The 20183-nt window shown below is 58.9% G+C and carries 14 protein-coding genes; 5 read left to right on the forward strand and 9 right to left on the reverse strand.

Going from position 1 to position 20183, the window contains the following annotated elements; genetic code table 11:
* Positions 1–133 precede the first annotated feature (133 nt).
* Positions 134–499 (forward strand): hypothetical protein, encoded by a 366-nt coding sequence (locus ABSG47_RS00005; protein ID WP_424164706.1) that lies wholly within the window; start codon positions 134–136, stop codon positions 497–499.
* Here the strand turns inward: ABSG47_RS00005 and ABSG47_RS00010 are convergent.
* Positions 492–1490, reverse strand: coding sequence for an aldo/keto reductase (locus ABSG47_RS00010; RefSeq protein ID WP_424164708.1), 999 nt, complete (start codon positions 1488–1490; stop codon positions 492–494). The genes ABSG47_RS00005 and ABSG47_RS00010 overlap by 8 nt on opposite strands.
* A 53-nt stretch (positions 1491–1543) precedes the next feature.
* A complete protein-coding gene (locus ABSG47_RS00015) occupies positions 1544–2056 on the reverse strand; it encodes an O-acetyl-ADP-ribose deacetylase (protein ID WP_424164711.1) in 513 nt (170 codons plus the stop codon).
* 60 nt (positions 2057–2116) lie between these two features.
* Between ABSG47_RS00015 and ABSG47_RS00020 the strand changes: the two genes are divergently transcribed.
* The gene (locus ABSG47_RS00020) at positions 2117–3160 is read left to right on the forward strand and encodes an LLM class flavin-dependent oxidoreductase (RefSeq protein ID WP_424164713.1); all 1044 of its coding nucleotides are present in this window, start codon (positions 2117–2119) and stop codon (positions 3158–3160) included.
* 183 nt (positions 3161–3343) lie between these two features.
* On the forward strand, positions 3344–5572 hold the full coding sequence (locus ABSG47_RS00025) for a chymotrypsin family serine protease (RefSeq protein WP_424164715.1): 2229 nt from the start codon (positions 3344–3346) through the stop codon (positions 5570–5572).
* Here ABSG47_RS00025 and ABSG47_RS00030 read toward each other — a convergent pair.
* Positions 5553–6545: an AF_0692 family protein gene (locus ABSG47_RS00030; RefSeq protein WP_424164717.1), complete on the reverse strand. Its 993-nt coding sequence runs from the start codon at positions 6543–6545 to the stop codon at positions 5553–5555. The two genes, ABSG47_RS00025 and ABSG47_RS00030, sit on opposite strands and share 20 nt — an antisense overlap.
* A gap of 97 nt (positions 6546–6642) precedes the next feature.
* A complete protein-coding gene (locus ABSG47_RS00035) occupies positions 6643–7113 on the reverse strand; it encodes a VOC family protein (RefSeq protein WP_424164719.1) in 471 nt (156 codons plus the stop codon).
* 187 nt (positions 7114–7300) lie between these two features.
* Between ABSG47_RS00035 and ABSG47_RS00040 the strand changes: the two genes are divergently transcribed.
* Positions 7301–7717: a VOC family protein gene (locus ABSG47_RS00040; RefSeq protein WP_424164721.1), complete on the forward strand. Its 417-nt coding sequence runs from the start codon at positions 7301–7303 to the stop codon at positions 7715–7717.
* Between the two features lie 106 nt (positions 7718–7823).
* The gene (gene pgi / locus ABSG47_RS00045; protein WP_424164724.1) at positions 7824–9467 is read left to right on the forward strand and encodes a glucose-6-phosphate isomerase; all 1644 of its coding nucleotides are present in this window, start codon (positions 7824–7826) and stop codon (positions 9465–9467) included.
* A gap of 141 nt (positions 9468–9608) precedes the next feature.
* Here the strand turns inward: pgi and ABSG47_RS00050 are convergent, their stop codons facing one another.
* From ABSG47_RS00050 to ABSG47_RS00070, 5 genes are all read right to left on the reverse strand, one after another.
* A complete protein-coding gene (locus ABSG47_RS00050) occupies positions 9609–10217 on the reverse strand; it encodes an outer membrane beta-barrel protein (protein ID WP_424164726.1) in 609 nt (202 codons plus the stop codon).
* A 95-nt stretch (positions 10218–10312) separates the two neighbouring features.
* A complete protein-coding gene (locus ABSG47_RS00055; RefSeq protein ID WP_424164728.1) occupies positions 10313–10921 on the reverse strand; it encodes an HD domain-containing protein in 609 nt (202 codons plus the stop codon).
* Entirely contained in the window at positions 10918–11907 is a 990-nt protein-coding gene (locus tag ABSG47_RS00060; RefSeq protein ID WP_424164730.1) for a type I phosphomannose isomerase catalytic subunit, read from the reverse strand. Before ABSG47_RS00060 ends, ABSG47_RS00055 begins: the two co-directional genes overlap by 4 nt.
* A 147-nt stretch (positions 11908–12054) precedes the next feature.
* Positions 12055–13428, reverse strand: a complete 1374-nt coding sequence (locus ABSG47_RS00065) for a transporter family protein (protein WP_424164732.1) — start codon at positions 13426–13428, stop codon at positions 12055–12057.
* A gap of 80 nt (positions 13429–13508) precedes the next feature.
* The gene (locus tag ABSG47_RS00070; RefSeq protein WP_424164734.1) at positions 13509–19895 is read right to left on the reverse strand and encodes an Ig-like domain repeat protein; all 6387 of its coding nucleotides are present in this window, start codon (positions 19893–19895) and stop codon (positions 13509–13511) included.
* Positions 19896–20183 lie beyond the last annotated feature (288 nt).

The following is a 20183-nucleotide window of genomic DNA, read 5'->3' on the forward strand; positions in this document are numbered from 1 at the left end:
AAATTTTTTTTCGAGGGTGTCCCCTCAAAAGTAACCACTCATGATAATCAATTAGTAAACACTGTAAATCACCGATAAATTACACAAAAACAATCACATAGCGGCATAATTCCCCACTCTTCGAAAAACAGCCTTGCAGGGAAAACAAAAAGCGAAAGTTGTTCCAGCAAATCCTCAGACGCCGCAGCCCCAGGCCGCAACATCAGAGCATCTCTCCCCAAGGTATACAGTTCGGGCACCCCACCCTCGCCGCGTATTTGTTTTTGCGCCAGGGGTCGCTCTACAGCAAGAGGAGAAATGCTCTAATGCGCCTATCGACGATGAGCCAATAAGCGAGGAAGAAGAGCGCGATGTTGCAGAGGCTCGCGCCCAAATCGCTCGCGGAGAATTCGTGTCGATGGAAGAAGTACTTGCAGATTTCGGCCTTACGATGGAAGATTTCGAACGCATGGGACGTACGCCTCTTCCGCCTGAATCCGACCAAACCAACGCTAACTGAAGCCGAGCACGGGATGTGGTGCGTAGGGCTCTTCCAGGGCTTTGATCTCCTCCGGCGTTAGCTTGATGGAGAGTGAGGCTGCGGCGTCTTCAAGATGATGCGGTTTGGTTGCGCCTACGATTGGCGCTGTGACTGCCGGTTTGGCGAGCAGCCAGGCGAGCGCGACCTGCGCCGGCGCCACGCCGCGTTTGGATGCGACTTCAACGAGTCGATCGACGACTTTGTGGTCGTCCTCTTCTGTACGTGAGTACATGGTTGTGCCAAAGCGGTCGGTCTCGAAGCGTTTGGTGCTTTCGGAGTTCCACGGGCGGGCAAGACGGCCGCGTGCGAGCGGGCTCCAGGGGATGATTCCGATACCCTGATCGACGCAGAGGCCGGTCATCTCGCGCTCTTCTTCGCGGTAGAGCAGGTTGTAGTGGTTCTGCATGGAAACGAAGCGCGTCCAATTGCGCAGATCGGCCAGATAAAGCGACTTGGCGAACTGCCACGCAAACATGGAGGACGCGCCGATGTAACGGACCTTGCCGGCCTTTACGGCGTCGTGCAGGGCTTCGAGTGTTTCTTCGATCGGGACTTCATAATCCCAGCGGTGAATCTGAAAGAGATCGACGTAATCGGTCTTGAGGCGCTGAAGGCTTTGATCAAGCTCAAACAAGATGGCTTTGCGTGAGAGGCCTTTGCCATTGGGCTCGTCGCGCATGAGGCCGTGGACCTTGGTGGCGATGACGACGGACTCGCGGCGCACATTGGCCTTGAGGAAGTTGCCAAGAACAACTTCGCTGTCGCCGCTGGAGTAGACGTTGGCTGTATCGAAGAAATTGATGCCGAGATCGAGCGCCTGCTTGAGAAACGGCTGGCTGTCGGCTTCATTGAGCGCCCAGGCGTGGCGGCCCGGTTTGGGCTCGGCACCGGCGGGCGAGCCATAAGTCATACAGCCAAGACAGATGCGGGAGACTTTGAGTCCGGTCTTGCCGAGATTGACGTATTCCATTGCTTCTCCTGGTTGAGTTTGAAGAAGAGTTCAAACGAGTTCTGGAGCTGATGTCAGAGACGCGTGTCGGAGAGCAGGTGCTGATAGATGCGCAGAGTCTCGCTGTTGAAACAGACGAAAGAAAGCTCTTTAACGCCGCTTGATTCGATGCGCGAGCGCACGGTTGCGATGGCGATTTTTGCGGCGCGCTCCGGTGGGAAGCGATAAACGCCGGTGCTGATGGCGGGAAAGGCTACCGACCTGGCTCCAACTTCAAGCGCGAGCTCAAGACAGCGCCGATAGCAGCCGGCGAGAAGTTCGTCTTCGCCTTGTGAGCCGCCATGCCATACAGGGCCGACGGCATGAAAGACCCATCTGGCGGGCAGGCGGAAGCCGGGCGTGGCTTTGGCCTCGCCGGTGGCGCAGCCATTGAGTTTGCGGCAGGCTTCGAGCAGCTCCGGACCAGCCGCGCGATGGATGGCTCCATCTACGCCTCCGCCGCCGAGGAGAGATTCGTTGGCAGCGTTGACGATGGCATCGACGGTGAGCTGAGTGATGTCTCCTGAAACTGCGGTGAGCTGAGCCATGTGCGCCTCGGATTGAGAATACGCCCGCGTTTCTACGGTTCGCATCTTGGGAAGGCTGCGGTGAATCGAATAAATATGGCAAAGGGCGAAGGCGAATTGGCGGTTTCTGTTCTCGATCTGGTAGCGATGCACCCGAATGAAACGCCGGGGGCGGCGATTGCGCGCTCGGTAGACCTGGCGCAGCACGTGGAGGCTTGGGGTTACAAGCGTTTCTGGCTGGCGGAGCATCATTCGATTGCGGGCATTGCATCTGCGGCAACTGCGGTTCTGATTGGGCATGTGGCGGACGCAACGAAGACGATTCGCGTGGGCTCAGGCGGCGTGATGCTGCCGAACCATGCGCCGCTGATTGTGGCCGAGCAGTTTGGAACGCTGGAGGCGATGTATCCGGGGCGCATTGACCTGGGCCTGGGACGCGCGCCGGGCGGCGACTACCAGACGATGCGCGCGCTGCGCAGAAGCATGGCGCAGAGCGGCGATGACTTTCCGGAACTGCTGGAGGAGCTGCGGACGTACCTTGGACCGGAACGACCGGGGCAACTGGTAAAGGCGACTCCGGGTCAGAATACGAATGTGCCGATTACTTTGCTTGGGTCGAGCGGCTTCAGCGCGCAGTTGGCGGCTCGACTGGGGCTACCATTTGCGTTTGCGGCGCACTTTGCGCCGGAGTCCTTATACGCGGCAGCGGAGATGTATCACAGGCAGTTCCGGCCAAGCGAGACACTGGCGCAACCATACATGATGGTGGGCGTGCAGGTGATTGCGGCAGAGACGGATGTGGAGGCGCGCAGGCTCTTTACGACAGCGCAGCAGCGGTTTCTGCGGCTGATTCGCGGTCAGGCGGTGGAGCTGCTGCCTCCGGTGGACTCGATGGACGGGCTATGGAATCCGGCTGAGAAGGCGGCAGTGGAGAGCAAACTGGGCGCGGCGATTGTGGGATCGGACGCAACGGTGAAGGCCGGATTGGAGCGGCTGGTGAGCGCGACCGGCGCAAACGAAGTGATTGTAGTCACGGATACTTACCGGCACGAGGATCGGTTGGATTCTTTCCGGCGCGTGGGCGAGATTTCCAAAACGGTCGAGACCGGCGCGAAGGTTGTTTAAAAGCGTTTGCAGCGCTCTCCGGGCGGATTACACTACCCAAGGCAGCAGAATTTTGCTGAAGATGCCGATGAAAACTGCATCGGCGCAGCGGCTTTGTCCTGAAATCCGTCTTGAAAGTGTCTGAAGAGCTTGAATCTAAGCGATTTACAACCGGTTTGCTCCCTTCCCGCGGCTGGCATGCGGATGGGAAGCCGCGCGTGTAGCTTTGGGCGGTTGCTGACGCTGATGGCGGCTGCTGCGCTGCCGTTTGTTCTGGCGGGATGCGGGGTTGGATCGGCCCGGACGATGCAGCCGATTAACACGGCGCTGACGCTGGCGGGCGGCGAAACGAGCATCGACACCAACTGCACCGGCTGTAACGCGACGCACGCGGGCGGCGGGGCTGTTAACCGGATCACCTCGATGCAGGCCGATGGCGGGCCGGCCGATGTGACCTGGACGCTAAGCGGCGGCGATACCAAGGCCGGCGCGGGCAGCATGAACAGTGCGGGCGAGTACACGCCGCCGGGATTTTTGACGGCTGACCGCGTGGAGGTCACACTAACGGCGCAGCTCAAGAGCGATCCCTCAATTACCGCGACGACGCATCTTTCCATCACACCTGGATTTCTGGAACCGCTTGCGCCGGAGAATGCGGCTGTGGCTCCGGGAGGCACGATTACGCTGAGCGGACGGCTGGCGCAGGCGGGTGGGAATACGGCGATTCGCTTTGCCGTGGCCGCGGGCACGCGCGAAAGCGCTGCCGGCACGCTGGGGCCGGTGGAATGCACGCACGCGCGTGACACATTTACAACATGCACTGTGACATATACGGCACCCACGACAGTCGATGCCGCAGGCAGCGTGACATACGTTGAGGCGCGGGCCGGAGCTGCTAAGACGGAGACGGCGATTCTGCTGAGTGCGGCGGGGGTGACGAGCAATCCGGCGCGGCACCGCGAGGCGCTGAGCTGGCCGGTGGCGCTGGGCGGATCGGGTGGAAACAACGGCGACCTGGATGCGCATGGAAGCACGGTGGCGGATTGCTGCGGCGGCACGCTGGGTGCGCTGCTTGCGGACTCGAACGGGCATCAGTATCTGCTGAGCAACAACCATGTGCTGGCGCGCAGCGATCATGCGGCTGCGGGCGACGCAGTTGTGCAGCCTGGGCTGATTGACAACAACTGCACGCCGTATGGCGATGGGCCGGGCACAACTCCGATAGCATCACTGAGCGCATGGCTGCCGCTGAAATCCGCGCAGACAAATGCCGATGCGGCGATTGCGCTGATTGGCACGCGCACGGTGGACCAGAGCGGCGCGATTCTGGAGCTTGGCAGCAAGCAGGCGGATGGCACGCTGAGTGCGGCGGCTCCGGGAGTCAGTTCGACGGATGGCAAGGGCGAGACCGGAAAGCTGACGATGAAGGTAGCGAAGAGCGGACGCACCACGGGGCTGACCTGCGGCGCAGTTACGGCGGTCGACGTAGATGTGAATGTGGATTACTTTGCCGATTGCGCGGAGACGCAGCCTTATCTGACGAAGCTGTTTACGCACCAGATGGCGCTGAGCGGGGATCGGTTCTCCGATGCGGGCGACTCCGGTGCGCTGGTGGTGGATGCGGCGAATGCCGAGCCGGTGGGGCTGTTCTTTGCGGGCGGCGTGGATGCGAGCGGTGTGGTGCAGGCAATGGCGACGCCGGCGCCTGAGGTTCTGTATGAACTGAGCGCGCAAGCCGGAACGGGAACGAGCTACAGCTTTGTGGGCGGCGCGGATCATGCGGTAAGCTGCCTGAGCTATGGCGACAGCACGGTGGCGGCGGCGCAGCGCGAGCCGCTGAGCACGGTAGAGATGGCGCGCGCGGCGCAGGCGCTCTTTGCCGCGCGGTTGCTGGTGAATCCCAGCCAGGGGATTCTGGGCGTGGCGCTGGGCAAGAGTAGCGACCGCGTGGGCGAAGCTGCGATTGTGGTCTACGTGGATGAGACGATGACGCCGAATGTGCCGGTGCAGGTGGGTGGCATGCGAACGATGGTGATTCCCACCACGGAGCAGGCGGTTGCGGCAGGCAGCGCACCTGTGGCGAACATGGCGGCCATGACGGGATTGACGTCTGCAGCTCTCAATCGCGCAGTGCAGGCGAAACAGCAGGCGGCGCGGCAGTGGATGCAGGAGAATTCGGCGATCTTCGGTGTTGGCGTAGGCCAGAGCCTGGATAATCCGCGCGAGGCCGCTGTGGTGATCTACGTGGACCGCAGCAGGCTGCTGAAGGACCTGCCGCAGACGATGGATGGAGTGCGGACGCGGTACGTTGTGATGGACCGGCTGCATGTGACGCGGTCGTACATGACTGCCGGTCCGGCACGGAAGTGCATGGCAAAACCAGGTGACGAGACTATGCCGCTTGATCCGCGGATTAAGATCCCTCTGTTCTGATGCGCGTATTGCGACTGGCCGCAAGCACTAAGAGCGCAATGGCGAAGAGCGTAAAGGCGGCGTTGCTGAGTCGCGCTACAGGTAAGCTCACATTCCCGGCAAGTGGCGGCCGGGTGAAGCTGTGCCATCCGTAGGCGAGTGCTGCGCCTGCAGCCAGAGATAGCTTATGCAGCGGCGTCCATGCAGTGCTTTTAGACCAGAAGAGAATCAAGATGAGTGCCACTGCATCCAGCGCGAAGACAGCGGCAGCAGCCCACCAGTTCCAATTTTGCGGAACAAGCAAAACTCCAGATGCAAGGGCTAGTGCGATCGCTCCTGTGAGCCATGGATTCGGCACGGAGTTGGACGTTGTGGCGGGTTTGGCGCGCGGCAGCAGAAAAGCAGCTACAGCGAACAGGACAACAAAGATGGCCGCCGTAATGAACTGTGCGCGTGAAGCGAGATAGTGATCCTTGGCATATCCCATGCGCGTCATAACCACCACGCCGATAACGAAAAGCAGAGTAACGATGGAAAGCCCGATGGAGCCGAGCCACGGAGTTGTGCTGCGGCTGGGAACAAGCGCTTCCGCGAGCGCGATGGAGGTGCAGATGCTCCAGGCAACGTGCAGTGTAAGCACGAAAAGAGTCCACCATGCGCCGATACCAAGCGCTGGAATGTTAGCGGCATCGAGCAGGTGGAAGTTCATGCCGAGATAGTTGGGATTGAAGAACGTTTGCGTGGTGAAGGCTTCTTCGAGAATTCCGTAGGCGATAGCGAGGAGGAAAATACTGGGCCAGCCGCGGCCGGTGCGGCGCACAAGCTCACGAATGAGCAAGGCTCCGCCGCCATACATGGGCGCCATGAGCACAAGCGCAATAAGTAACGTGATCGGAAGATCGCCGAGGAGATATTCGGCGATGAGCGGAGCAAGAAAGAAGAGCCCGACTGCAGCGGCAATGCTGCGCCGGGGCTTCGGCTGGATAACGGTCATGAATGCCCCCGATGGGAATGGAGACGTAGTGGGCCGTCCCGCGAGAATCAAAATCGATTGCATTCTTTGTACGCTTGAGATGGCCCGGCGTCAATTGTTATTGAGCGGCACGTCTGAGCGCGGCGATGTCGAGCTTCTTCATCTGCATCATCGCCTGGAATGCCTTGGGGTGCTTGATCAGCTCGCCCATATTGGCGGGCACAACCTGCCAGCTCAGGCCGAATTTGTCCTTCAGCCAGCCGCAGGCTACTTCACCGCCGCCCTCCATGAGCCTGGACCAGTAGTGGTCGATTTCTTCCTGCGATTCACAAAGCACGACAAGCGAAATTGCATCCGTGAAGCTGTGGCCCGGCCCGCCGTTCATAGCTGTGAACCGCTGGCCGTCCAGCTCAAAGCTGACTGTCAGAACGGCGCCTGCGAGGCCTGAAGGGTTGTCGGCGGCGCTGCGCATTTCACTGAGACGGCGCGAGTTCCTGAAGATGGACACATAAAAATCGACTGCCTCTTCCGCATTGTTGTCGAACCAGAGAAACGGTGTGATGCGAGAAAAGTTTTCAAACAGACTCATAAGCAATCACCTGCATTTTGAGAGTTTCCAGTTAATCCTCCTTGCGTAAAAGAGGGCCGGCCAGATAGGTTGTTATCAACGTTGCTCATCTTAACACTGAGATGGTTGCGAAAGGCAAGCAAAAACGCATAAAGTAACGGCGCATTTCCGATCCTCATTTTGAAACACAGGAAAAGGAGAGTTCACGATGAAACTGCATCCGTATCTGAATTACGGCGGGAACTGCGCTGAAGCATTTCGCTTCTATGAAAAACATCTTGGCGGCAAGATCAACTTTATGATGACCTTTGCGCAGATGCCCGACCCGAAACAAATTCCGCCGGGGCTGGAGAATGGCGTTCTTCATGTATCGATGCATCTTGGCGAGACAGTAATTATGGCGAGCGATGTGCAGTCGGAGCGGTTTCAGCCTATTCGGAGCGCCTATCTCTCCTTGTCCGTCGATAGCGACGATGAGGCGGAGCGTATTTATAAGCTGTTAGAAGAAGGCGGCGAAGTATTCATGCCAATCCAGGAAACGTTTTTCGCCACACGCTTTGCATCGCTGCGGGACAAGTTCGGCACGTCATGGATGATTGTTCACAATCGGCCCATGCCTGCGTAAGCGCGATCCAAACGCAGAATTGAAATTTTCCATCTTTTATCGCGCATCAAGCGGGGTGTATTAGGCTTACAACTGAGCTTATTCCGGAAAGGTCGAGGCACCCCCTATGAGCACTTCTTCCGCCGCTACTCAGACGCCACTGACTCAACTCCCCGCATGGAAGGCGCTTGCCGCCCATTACGAAAAGATTCACACCGAACATCTGCACGACCTGTTCAAGAACGATCCCCAGCGCGGTACGCGATTCGCTGTCGAGGCCGAAGGCATCTACCTCGATTATTCCAAGCACCGTATTACGGAAGAGACGTTGAAGCTGCTGCTCCAGTTGGCGGAAGAGAGCGGACTCAAGGCGCGCATTGACGCCATGTTCAGCGGTGAAAAGATCAACACCACGGAAAAGCGCGCTGTGCTGCATGTGGCCTTGCGTGCGCCCAAGAGCGAAAAGATTGTCGTTGACGGCGAAGACGTGGTTCCCGGCGTGCATGAAGTGCTGGATCGCATGTCCGCCTTTGCAGACCGCGTGCGCAGCGGCGAGTGGCTTGGCTATACCGACAAGCCGATCAAGAACATCATCAACATCGGCATCGGTGGATCCGATCTTGGCCCGGTGATGGCCTACGAGGCGCTGCGTCACTACAGTCAGCGCGACTTGGTCTTCCGTTTTGTCTCAAATATCGACGGCACCGACTTTGCCGAAGCCACGCGCGATCTCGATGCCGAAGAGACACTCTTCATCATTTCGTCCAAGACCTTTACCACGCTTGAGACCATGACCAATGCGCACTCGGCGCGTACGTGGGCGCTCAAGACGCTGGAGCATCAGGCGGCTATCGCGAAGCACTTTGTCGCGGTGTCCACCAATGCTGCCGAGGTGTCGAAGTTCGGTATCGATACAGCGAACATGTTCGGCTTCTGGGACTGGGTTGGCGGGCGCTACTCCATGGATTCGGCAATTGGACTTTCGACCATGCTGGCCGTTGGTCCGGAGAACTTCCGCAAGATGCTTGCCGGCTTCCACAGTATTGACGAGCACTTTCGCACAGCTCCGTTTGAGAAGAACCTGCCGGTGCTGCTCGGGCTTTTGTCTGTCTGGTACGCGGACTTCTTTGGCGCACAGACTGTGGCCGTGCTGCCCTACGACCAGTACCTCAAGCGCTTCCCTGCTTATCTGCAGCAGCTAACGATGGAGAGCAATGGCAAGCACGTGACTCTCTCCGGCGATCATGTGAACTACGAAACAGGCCCGATCTTCTGGGGTGAGCCGGGAACGAACGGACAACATTCCTTCTACCAGCTCATCCACCAGGGAACGCACCTTATCCCGAGCGACTTCATCGGCTTCTCAAAGACACTGAACAAGCTTGGCGAGCATCATGACCTGCTGATGGCGAATGTATTTGCTCAGGCCGAGGCTCTCGCCTTTGGCAAGACTGCGGAAGAGGTAAAAGCCGAAGGCACGCCGGACTGGCTGGTACCGCACCGCGTCTTTGAGGGCAACCGCCCATCCAACACGATTCTGGTGGAGAAGTTAACGCCTGAAACACTGGGCAAGCTGGTGGCGCTGTATGAGCACTCTGTGTTTACGCAGGGAACAATCTGGCAGATCAACTCTTTCGACCAGTGGGGCGTGGAACTGGGCAAGGTGCTGGCGAAAAAGATCGGTGGAGAGCTGGAAGGCGCGGGCGAAATCACCACGCATGACAGCTCCACCAACACGCTGATCAATTTCTATAAAAAGCAGCGTGGCTGAGGCTGAGCGATTGCTCTCAGTGGACATGGAGCAAAGTGGCTTTTTCTTTCACCCCAACGACGAAACCTGTCGTTGGGATTCCTGGTGCGGAAAAAGCCACGTGATATTGACTGCCGTGAAATGAACGGCTCCGGCGATTCCTCAGCGGTGGCCCAGGTTGTAGAGCGCGCTGATGGTGAATCCATTTGGAGTAAGCGCATTGGGGCCTAGAAACTGAGGCCACCACTGGTATTCGTAGTCCGCGCGAAGGGTAATTCGATGGATCAGGCGATAGTCGACACCGCCTCCAATTGAGGGAACGGTACGGGTGTCATGGTTGTAAGGGACGTTATCTGGTGCGAAGTTAATGCTGCCATAGGATATAAGGCCTTTCGCAAACGGCTCGAACCTATGGAACCTGAACCAGTGCGGATGATAGACCAGTCCGCCTCCGAGCGTGAACGTACGAGGAACGATGGGGGCGCCCGTTACCGCTACGGAACCACGATGCCACATCAGATTGCGCCCCTGTACTTCAATGTTCAAATCATCTAAGAAACTCGGGAGCGGCGCATGGTAATCGCCAGTATAGGCAATACCAATGGGATGTACATTGTCGCCCCAATCCTGGCTAAACATGGAGAAGCCCGCACCGATGGACAGACGAGGATGATCTTCGCTTGCCGAGTACACAGCCTGTGCGGAAGCAGGCCCTGCCACGAGAATGAGCAGCAATGCAGGGATGAACCATAATAGCGATTTACTTCGCATGTTTCTCTATCTCCTTATAATTCGAACGGTCTGACGCGATCTGTAGGTTATCCGGGAAAAAGTATATCGCGAGTAACTGCGACAGGGTAAATAAATCAATAAAGGAATGCGCCTGCTTCATTTTTTATTGCTGCAAGCAGGGCTCGCAGGCTATCGACTCGCTCAGCGGCCAGCGCTTTCGATTGTACAAGCCGTAACTTACCCGGCAAGTATTCGACGAACCTTTCCAGTACTGGTAACACGTCCGAATAGGTAATGTAGCGCGTATCGCGCCCAATTTTTACCAGGGCACGCAACCCGCCGATGGCGCCAAGCTGCTCCAAAATATCCGCATCACGAAGAATTACCGCCTCTATCAAGGCCGGATCGTCCTGCGGCTGATGCGTTCGGATAGCTTCCGTGACCGCATTAAGTTTGGATGCAGGAAATCCCCAGGTGGACAGTAATTCTCGCGAGCGGGCGATTGTATACGGCACGTGATCCCAGCGCGCCAGTTGGGCCGGGTCGCTGGGCCGGTGACCCAGGAAGACGCCAAGATCGTGCATCCAGGCGGCAGCAAAGACGATATCGTCGTCGTAATCCATGCCGTTGCCGATTTGCGTGGCGAGAGCGTAGAGACGGGGTTGATGACCGAACTTGTCCACCGGCTGGGCCTCGGCGCGGATATATTCGACCACAGACTCCCGCCAGTTGGCTGCGTTCATGCGGCGGCCCCAGGCCAGCGCGGTACGATCCGGATCAGATCGAGACCGCCGGAATTCTCCACGGTAAACTCCGGCGAGGCCGCGGGAACTATGGCGATGTTGCGCGCCGGTATCTCGATCGGCTCAAATGCATCGCTCACAAGGCGTGCCGACCCCTCAGCGGCAAAGAGGTAGGAAAGACCACGCTCAGGCTCGCCGTCGCGGCGCAGAGCAGAGCTGGAACGGGATCCCTCGACGGCAATCCGCTCGATGCGAAAGTATTCCACGTCGATGAGGACCGTCCGATCACTGAGCGGCTGCACGGGAATTTTGCCGGAGCGCGTTGCAAGCTTGGTTGCTTCAAGGGATTTCTCAATGTGCAGCTCACGCGGGCGGCCATAGTCGTACATGCGATACGTGGTGTCTGAGTATTGCTGCGTCTCGAAGAGGATGGCGCCGGGCCAGATGGCATGGACCGTGCCCGCATCGACAAAGACCATGTCGCCCTTTGCGACGGGAACCGCATTGAGAAAGTTTTCCAGTGTGCCGTTCTGAATCCCGGCCCGCACTTCATCCATGCTGACGCCGGGCTTGAGGCCAAGAGCAACCGCTGCTCCCGGATCCGCGGCGAGGGTATACCAGCACTCGGTCTTTCCGCGCGGCTCGCCGTACTTGTGCGCCATGGCATCGTCCGGGTGTACCTGTACGCTGAGTTTTTCCTTGGCGAAGATGATCTTCATGAGCAGAGGCGATCCGGGATGCTCCGTGTATCCCATAAGCTCGGCGGGAGCCTCGGCAAAGAGCTGGCCAAGCGGCTTGCCGGCATGATGCCCTGAAGCGATGCGGCATTGATCGCCCGTAAGCCAGACCTCGCCGATCGGTTCGGCGCCGGCAGTGACGTCAAACCAGGGGCGAAGATCGCGGTAGCCCCAGATGCGCGGGTCAAAGTGAGGCTGAATGAGGAACGGGGCGAAGTCGGCGGAGATAACAGGCTCTGATGAGGTCATATAGGTGGCGTTCCGGTCAGTTGGGAAATGCACTCTTCCCTTGTTCCGATTTTGCCATACATAGGGTGCGGAGAGGTTCAGCGAAGGTTTAAAAACAAATCCCCAGGGCGGCAAAGCTCCCTGGGGATTGCGGAATTGTTGAAGCGCCTATCTCTTGAAGGCAATGCCGACCAGCGGAACAAGATCGCTATGCAGGCCGACGTCGTTTGCCGGAACCAGGACGTTGGCATAGAGCAGAATATGCTCCCTGGTTTTGGGTACTATCCATTTCACTCCGCCGCTGAAGTTGAAGGTGGTGTAGGTGGTATTGCCAGGGATGGAATAGGGAAGGGTGGGTGGAATTGCGAGCCCCGCCTGCTTCGAAGTCGGCAGCATGATAAGACCGGCACTCAGCGAGGGTGCATTCACATACTGATTGCCCACAACGTCTGCGACGAGGGTAACTGTGCGGAGAAGTCCGAAGTCTGCGCCGACGGCGTAATTCAGACCTCCGGGGAGATTTTCATGCGGGGGATGCTGGATGTCCAGGAGTTGAGACGCGCCGTTCCACTGATAACCGATCTTTACGTGCGGAGCAATTCCGTGATGCTTGAAAGCGCCGCGATATTCAACCAGGCCGTACGCATTGACGCCGTACGCACCGGAGCCAAGATAGTTGTTCGCATCGCCGGTGGGAACGCGCACCTGCGCGCCAACCGCTCCGGCGTAGCGGCCTTCCTGACCAAACAATTGCTGCTTGACATTCACCGTCACGTCACCAACGCCGGAAGCGCTGCCTTTTGTGATCAGGGGCGCCTGCGTAGTGAGGCCTGGTGAGGTGAGCAGAGTATAGATACCCGTAGTGGGCGAATAGAAGTAGCCCTGGTAGTTGTTGCTGGTAACGTTCATGGTGACGTCATTGACGGGAACCGCGATAGTGACATCCGTGCTTTTGGTCAGGCCATAGGTCAGCAAGCCGATGTATTGATCCATCTGTAGACCGACTTTGCTCTGCAGGCCGCCGTAAAAGGTGCCTGTGTTCCCCGCCAGGTTTACATTCTGCACCTGCGCACCCAGAACGAAGCTGTTGAGTTGCAACCCATCAATCTCAGTGAAGTTGAAATGCTGATAGGCGAAGCTGAGAAAAAACTTTCTCCTGGGAAAGGTATCGGGCCGGTCAGAAAGAATCGGACCGAGATTGTTGAATGGCGAACCGACGTCGCTGCCGGGCAGTCTCAGGGTGACCGTTCCCGCAGCCGCGCTCGGCATGGGCAGCTGGGCCAACTGAGTTGCAATCGAGGCGTTGATCGGTGTCGCGGTCTGCGACCCGGCGGCGTACAGCTGCTGATAGACCTGGTCCGTGGCGGTATTTGCGGGCAGGTTGCCGCCGTAATAGATCAGCGCCAGAACCGAGCCGCTGTAAGGATACTGGCAGACCAGGGGAGCTGAGGTCTTTGTGGATGCAGTCGGGCAGTTTACCTGTGCTGACAGAAGCGAAGCCGATGCAAACGCGACACATAACAGCGCAATTTTGACTTTCACAGTTTGACTCCGGCGCAATCTGCGCGGTTGACGAAAAATTGACGTTAACGCGAAATGCCGCTTCATAGTCGCCTCTGCCATTAGTTCACCGTGATTTGTACGAGGGAATAGTAGGTGTTAGCCGGAGTACTGGCATCCTTTGCCTGGACCAGGACGTCGTAGATGCCTGGAGCGAGACTCGTTGCAGGGCTGGAACTTCCTGTGGAGGTCACCTTATATCCGCCGCCGCAGCCGCTTACGGTGAGAGCGCCCCATCCGAGCAGCAGGATAGTCATCATGCGGAAGAGATTCCTGCGCGCGCGGTTGCGGCCGAACCAGCCGAAGAATGCAAGCACTGGAACGCCAAGAGCAGCCGCGATGTACGAGCCGCCGGAACGCCCAGCCTTCGCGTTCACCGGAGCGAGAGCCGCGCTGGAACCGCCACAACTGGTGGTTGATCCGGCAGTCCCGGTCGTGCCGGTCTGGCATGGCGTAACCGTAACGGTGACGGCTGTCGTGCCCCCCGTAATCTGTGTAGGCGAAGCCGAGCACGACACGTACTGCGCATTGCTGTTTGTCGGGTCCGGATTCTGTTTCAGCGAAGAAGTAGTTGTGAACAGGACCTCGGGGCAGCCGACGAGCGTGAGTGTGCCGCCGGTAGACAAGGTGCCAAAGTCGAGCGATACCGTTTGCGAAACGCTGCCGGCGAAGACCAGTTGCGCGGCCGAAATACTGGCAACGTTGAGCTGCTTGGTAGCGGTATAGCTGAGAGCTGGCGCGTTCGGATCGGTAGCCGTGATGACAATGGTGTACACACCCGTCTGCGCCGTAGAAGATGCACTGAGCGTGTAAGGAACACTTGCGCCTGGAATGGCCGCGCTGGTAGCAGGTGAGCAGGAAGGATCCGTGACAGGCGAGCCATTCGAGGTCACCGTGCAGGTATAGTTCAACGTGTCTTTCAGGGTACCGATCCCGGTGGATGAGGTGGATGCGGACATCGCCGCGACAATCTGGCCCGGGAAGTACGGATCATTTGTTGTGTTGTGACCCTGCGTGAGGGACACAGTGCTCGAAGAAGAAGAGGTGAACCCGAGCGCGAAGTTCTGCACCGGCTCAACCAGCGGAGTTGCCGAGTTATTGCTCGAAGCGAAGTTGGCATTGCCCGGCGCGTATGCAACCGTGATGGAGTCCGTGTTGAGGTTGCCTGTGTAGGTCGGCGGATAGGTTACGGTGCAGCTGACCGAATATGGGAAGGTTGCACCGGCTGGAATTGTGATCTTCGGGCAATTTGCTCCTGCGAAAGACAGCGCAGAGGCGTTGGCGAAGGTCACCGTGCCGGTGGGGGCGATGCCGCCGGTGGGCATCGCGGGACTCGCGCTCACCGTGGCCGTGTATGTGACAGTCTGAGATGCGTAGGCGGTGGCGGGAGTGCTCGAAACATTTACAGAGGTGTTTGCGCCCGTCACAGTTACGGATCCAGACGTGCTGGTGCTGGCGGACAGGAAGTTAGTGCCGCCGGTCGTATCCGGCGTGTAGGTTGCCGAGATGGAGTACGCGGTGGCGGATTCCGGCAGGTCCGCGTATGCCGCTACGCAGGAGGCAGATCCGCTGCTTATCGTAGCCGTGCAGAGGGTGGTTGCTCCGGATAGGAAAGCCACAGTGCCTGTAGGAGCGATTGGACCGCTGTAGTTGGACTTGACCGTGGCAGTCAGCGTCAGTGCCTGATTGACCTGAATCGAGGCGGGAAGTGAGCCGATCTGCACCGCCGGCGTGCCTTTGACGACTGTGATAGGTATCGGGGCATTGCTGGTGACGAAATTCGCAGGCGATGCGGAGTCTGTGTAGGTGGCAGTGATGGAGTAACTTCCAGCAGCAAGGCTGCCCGCCGCCGGAGAGCATGACGCCTGTGAATTGCCCGTAACAGTGGCTGTGCAAAGGTTGACGGTCGATGATCCGTTGACATAGGTAAATCCCACGCTGCCGCCGGCAGGAGACCTGCCGCCTGTGCCGGTGAACACAAACTCCGGTGTGACGGTGGCCGATAGCGTGTACGTTTGATTGACCACGGGCGACGTAACGGACGAGTTGGCCGAGAGGGTGGTGGGGTCGGCATTCACGGTTTGCGTAACTGCAGTGGAGGTCTGCGCCTCGAAGTTCGGGTCCGCAGCTCCCGGAACAAAGGCTGCCGTAATGCTGTGTCCTCCCAGAGACAGTGTGGAAACCGTGCAGGAGGCCGGCGTATAAGGCGAGGTGGTTGCGTTGACCGCCGCGGTGCATAGTACGTTCGCGCCGTCGTAATACACGATCGTATCGCCCAGGCCGCTGGGCTTGGCCGTACCGGTCGGGAAAGCCAGAGTGGAATCAAACTTAACCGGCTGATTGATGACGGAGGGATTGACGCTGGTGCTATCGAGGGCCACGGTAACGGTAACCGGGCTTGCGCTGACGGCTACAGCCTGCGGGTTTGCAGAGCTGCTGGTGGTGAAGTTAGCGGGGCTTGGGTTATAGGTTGCGTTCACCGTGTAGTTGCCCGAGGCGGGGAATGCGTAGGAGCATGTTGCGGTTCCTGCGGCGAGCGTTGCGCTGGCGCATGGGGTTGTCGTGGTGCCGCTGGAGTTGGTCACCTTGAACGCAACGCTGCCCAGCGGCACGGTCGCGCCAGCCACGTTGGGAGTAACCGTTGCGGTGAAAATAGCAGATGTATTCACGCTCGCGGTGCTGGGCCCGCTCACCTTGGTCATAGTACCTGTGGCGCTGACACTCACCGAAATGCTGCCGCTGGTCACGGGATTGAACTGAGTGTCCCCACTATAGGAAGAAGTCACCATAAAGGAAGCTGCAGTAGCAAACCCGCTGGTGTACGTGCAGGCAGTGGCAGGCAAGGTGATGGTGCACAACGTCGTTCCGCCCTGTATGACCGGAATGGTGCCGGTAGGCTGCGTTGGCAATGAGGATGCCGGAGAGGTAAATGCGGCGGTGAAGATCACGGGCACATTCACCGTGATGCTTGCGCTGGGCGACTGCGGAGCCGCGGACAGAGTGTATGCGGGCGTTGCCTTGTTGACGACAGGAATACTCAGCGGCGTGGTGGCCGTTGAGGTGTTGAAGTTATTGTCCCCGGAATATGTAGCGCCAACTGAGACCGACGGAGCGGGCAGAGATGAGGTGATGCAGACAGCCTCAAGAGAGCTTCCGACGATGCCCACAGCAGGCGCTAAGCTGCCGCTGCATTCTGGGATAGGGACAGGGATAGTGCCGCCAGTTTTTGTAAAGCTGACTGTGCCCGTTGGAGAAATTGGAGAGCCGGACGGAGCGATCACAGCCTTGAGAGTGACTGGCGTATCCACGGTTGGTGTGGACGAAGCCAGAAATAGCGTAACCGTGGTGTTGAGCGGGGTAAGCGTGACCGTGGTAGAGGCAGGGGTGGCAACCGTGAAATTGTTGGCCGTATCCGTATAGCTTGCGGTCACGGTTGCGGGACTGGGCGCAATGAGAGCCTTCGTCGTGCAGTTAGCAATGAACGGTGAGGCCAGCGACAGAGTCGAGCTGCAGAGCTGTGTGCTTCCCTGGCTGAAGATCACCGTGCCGGCCGGCTTGATCGGAGTTGCAAGCGATGGGGTGAGCGTGACCGTAAACACAGCCGAGGAGTTGATTGCAACTGCGCCGGAGGGTACCGTAGTAAACCCCAGCGTGGCGGAGGCTGCATTGACCGTCTGGCCACCGGACAGAGAACCAGTGCTATCCGCGAAGGCCCCATCTGAGTTGGGATAGTTCACCGTAATGGTGTGCGACCCAGCCGTCAGGCCCGCGAACGAGATTGAAGCGGTGCTCGTGATGCCGCTGCCCACTGAGAGCGACACCGAGCTACCGGAGTTGGTCCCGTCCACCATGAGCTGCACTGTGCCGGTAGGTGCGCTGGATGCGCCGCTGGCAGTGTTCGTCACCGTGACCACAAAGGTTACGCTCTGGTTGACAGTCGAGGGATTGACCGAGGACGTGACTGCGGTGGAAGTGGAAGCAGAAGACATGCCGCTCAGATTGATTGTCTGCATGACGAACGGCGTTGGTGCGTTAAGGTTGTTAGTCAACAGGCTCACCGTGCCGGTGAGCGTCGTGCCGGCTACCTGCGGCGTAAAGTCCACCGCCAGTATGCAACTGGCTCCCTGGTTAATCGAGCTGCCTTCCCCGCCGCAGTTGTCGCCTGCGCCGAAAGCGAAGTTTGCAGGGGATGCAGGACTGCTCGCAACTGCGGGAGCGCCTTCAATCGTGAGTGGCTCGTTGCCGATATTGGCTACAGTCACTGTCTGCGGGCCGTTGGATGAGCCCACGGCAGTGGTGGCAAAGGTAAGAGCCGGTGGGTCGGAAATGTCCACCTTGATCACAAGAGCCGTCGCGGGAGTCGTCCCGATATCTCCGATGTAGACGTTCCCGCCGGCGTCCACCGCCAGGCCCTCCGGCTTGCTCAGGCCGGTGCCCACCATCGTGCCGGCGCTTGCGAAACCGCCGCTGCCGTTGGACGGGTATTCAAGCACCTCGTTGCCGCCTGTATTGGCGACATAGACATTCCCCATCGCGTCAACCGCCACGCCGGTGGGAGCGTTCAGACCGCTGGCCACGGTGCTTTGCGTGAAACCGCCGCTGCCGTTCGGTGTGTATTCGTTCACCGTGTTGCCGCCTAAATTGACGACATAGACGTTGCCGGCCGCGTCCACCGCCACGCCGGAGGCGCCGTTGAGGCCGCTGGCCGCCACGGTGCTCTGCGTATAGACGCCGCTGCCATTCGGCGTGTATTCGAAAACTTCGTTGGCCTCTGAATCGGAAACATAGACGTTGCCGCTCACGTCCACAGCCACGCCATAGGGCTTCATGAGGCTAGTAGTCACCACGGGGCCTTGCGTGAAGCCGCCGCTGCTGTTGGGCGTGTATTGGGTCACCGTGCCGGCAGTGGAATCGGGGACATAGAGATTGCCGGCTCCGTCCAACGCCACGGTGAAATCCGCGTCGTTCCCAAGGTTAACCACTGTGCTACTACCACTGCTCGAAAACTTGATCACCTGGCCGATGCCATTGGCAATGTAGTCGTTGCCGGAGGCGTCCACGGCCAGGCCAAAGGCTCCCGTCGAAAACAGAGTGCTCTGCACGCCGGGCTCAAAGGCCACCTGCGGACCGGTGCCCGTGCCGTAGACGTAGGCCGTGGCAATGATGACCGTGCCGGATGGGTTCGTAAGCTCGACCGCGCCGGTGCGCAGGCCAGGCGCTGAGGGATTGACGGTGACGGTGACGGTGCAACTGCTGGTAGCGCCATCGCCGGTGCCATAGCTGGTGGTTGCGTTGCACGTGGTGCCGGTCATAGCAAAGTCTTTTCCCGCAGCTCCCACGGTCAACACGACGGGCGCGGCAATGTTTGCGCCGGTTGTGTTGGTGAAGTTGAAGATCAGCGTCTGCGGCGCACTTGCGGTGCCCACTGCCGAGGAGCCAAGATTCACGCCCTGCGTCTGAATCTCGGATATTGAGTCATTGCTTTCATCGGTAACAAAGACATCGCCTTTGCCGTCAATTGCGACGCCAAAGGGGTGGCTGAAACCGCTGCCTAATGTGGCCTGGGTGTAAGTGCCGTCATTCAATACATACTTGAACACGGAGCCGAGGGCGCCGACGTAGACGTTGCCGCTCGCGTCCACGGCTACGGAGTCAGGAGAGTTAACACTGGCCACGGTGCTTTGCGTGAAAGTGCCGCTATTGAGGGTGTATTTATACACCGCGTTGCCGGAATTCGCTGCCACATAGACGTTGCCGCTTGCGTCTACGGCCAGGCCCGCAGGGTTGTCCAGGGTTGGGGTGGGGGGCACTATCGTGGACTCGGTATAGCTGGTGGCGGCGCAGCCTGCGCTGCTGGGGCTGGGACTGTATTCCTGGATGCTTCCGCTTGCGGATTTCGACGAGACATAGATATTGCAGCTTGCGTCCACAGCCACGCCTGTTGCATTGCCCAACACCGGGTTCGAGCTAGTGGTCGCTATGGGGGTTCCCGAAGAAAAGCTGCCGCCGCTGACGGTGTATTTGATCAGGCCAGTAGCTGGCTCGGCGACGTAGATGTTACCGCTGGCGTCCACTGCCAAACCAGTGGGAGCCATCAGATCGTTGGCCGCGAACGTCTTGATGCAGCTTGTAGATGTGCATCCGGCAGGAAGTTCGGTTATCAGCGTCTGGCCGCCCAATTGAATGAAAAAGACGTCGCCGTTCGCGTCCAATGCCGCGCCTACTAGCGGCTCCCCAACGTCGGCAAGCGTGATCTGCGCCCCGCCGAAGGTGGCCGTCTGCGCCTGCGCGGCTGCTCCGCACAGGGCCCATCCCAGCGCAAGCAACAGGGCCGCGCACACCGCCTGCCGGGTCGCCGCAATCCCCTTCGCGGTTCCGGAAAACAGGGCTGAAAAAAAAGGCGCAGCAGACGAACGTCCACTCGTGCGAGGCAACAGATTGCAGATCATCCTATTTCTCCAAGGTCGCAATTACGTTATCCAGGGCAGCCGCGGAGCAGGGCGCAGCCGCCGCACTTTGGCCGGAATCTGGCGGCTCCAACTCGCTTCCGGTTTCCAGCAGCCCACCCGGAAACCAACGGCCTGTTGAGATGTGTTGTGATTCGCGTACAAAGCAATCAAAGTAAAAACACAGACGGCCAGCCAGGCGTGCTTCTAAGGAAGCGACGCGCTTGGATAGCTGAAAAAATTTCAGTGCGGAGTAAACCCCAGAATTACCAGTGGTCGAAATCTAGCGTT

This window comes from Occallatibacter sp. (assembly GCF_049510455.1).
Lineage (GTDB): Bacteria > Acidobacteriota > Terriglobia > Terriglobales > Acidobacteriaceae > Telmatobacter.